This is a genomic window from Streptomyces swartbergensis (assembly GCF_002148965.1).
Taxonomy (GTDB): Bacteria; Actinomycetota; Actinomycetes; order Streptomycetales; family Streptomycetaceae; genus Streptomyces; species Streptomyces swartbergensis.
Genome location: NZ_NGFN01000727.1, coordinates 1 through 1,147 on the forward strand (window position 1 = coordinate 1; position 1,147 = coordinate 1,147).

The 1,147-nt window shown below is 78.9% G+C and carries 1 protein-coding gene; it reads right to left on the bottom strand.

Annotation, left to right across the window (positions count from 1 at the left end; all coding sequences use genetic code 11):
* The coding region (locus CA983_RS46500) for a hypothetical protein (RefSeq protein WP_158101950.1) at window positions 1-1,102 on the bottom strand (1,102 nt) is incomplete at its 3' end.
* Between the last annotated feature and the right edge of the window lie 45 nt (window positions 1,103-1,147).

Consider the following 1,147-nt stretch of genomic DNA (forward strand, 5'->3'; position numbering starts at 1 on the left):
GGGCCAGGCCCAGGCTTCGCAGCCGACCGGGCGTCGGCGGCGGGCCCTGGCTGCCGCCGCCGAGCGGGCGGCCGCGCAGGAGGCGGCGGCTGGACCGCGTCCGGTGTTCGCCCTGCCGCCGGCCGAGGCGGATCAGGCCCCGGCCGGACAGGCAGGACCGGCCGGCACCGCCGACCAGGGGCAGCAGGTCGCGCCAGGTGGTGTGCCCGGCCATGGTCAGGTGCCGGGTCAGAATCAAGGCCAGGGACAGGTACCGGGGCAGGGACAGGTACCGGGACAGGGGGCCGTGGCGGTTCCCGGGGCGGCTGCCGTCGGTGACGTGGCTGCCGAGGAGGGGCGGCACGACGCCGTCCCGCACGACCAGTCCGCCGATCACACGCCGCCCCAGCCGCACCCCACGAGTGCGCCGACCGGGCGTCGGCGGCGCGCCGTTGCGGCTCAGCCGGCCGAGGGGGGCGGAGTTCAGGCACCGGGTACGGCGCCTGTGCAGGGCGGTGCCGGGCAGGCAGTCGCCGGTCAGCCGGGTCTCGCCCCGGTGGGATCCGTGCCCGCCGGTGCAGAGCAGGGGATTCCCGCGCAGCAGGGCGTCACCGGTCAGGCTCCGGCGGGCCAGGCCGRTCCGGGGCAGCTCGCCCCGGGGCAGGGTGTGCCCGTCCAGGCCGGGGTGGCCGCCGGGCAGGCCGCGCCCGGTACGGCCGTGCCGCCGCAGGGCGTGGCGGTTCCGGCGCAGGGGAACGCCGCTCACGCGCAGGGCAACGCCGTTCAGCCCCAGGGCAGCGCCGTTCAGCCCCAGGGGAACGTCCCACAGGGCAACGTCCCCCAGCCGCAGGGCACCGCAGTCCCGCCCCAGGGAGTCGCCGCGCCCGCGCAGGGCGTCGCCGTACCCCCGCAGGGCATCGCCGTACCCCCGCAGGGCGTGTCCGTCCCCGCCCCGGGCGGTCTCGGGCACAGTGTGCAGGCGGCCCTGCCGGGTCAGGCGCTCCAGCCCGCCTCCCTGAACCAGCCACACGGAGCGCAGCCCCTGCCACAGCAGGGCCTCGCCGCCCCGGAGCAGCAGCCCTCCGCCGGTCAGCCGCTCCCCGCCGAGGCCGTCCCCGGGCAAGGCACTCCGGCCCAGGGAACCCCTGCTCCGGGCACGGCCGCTTCC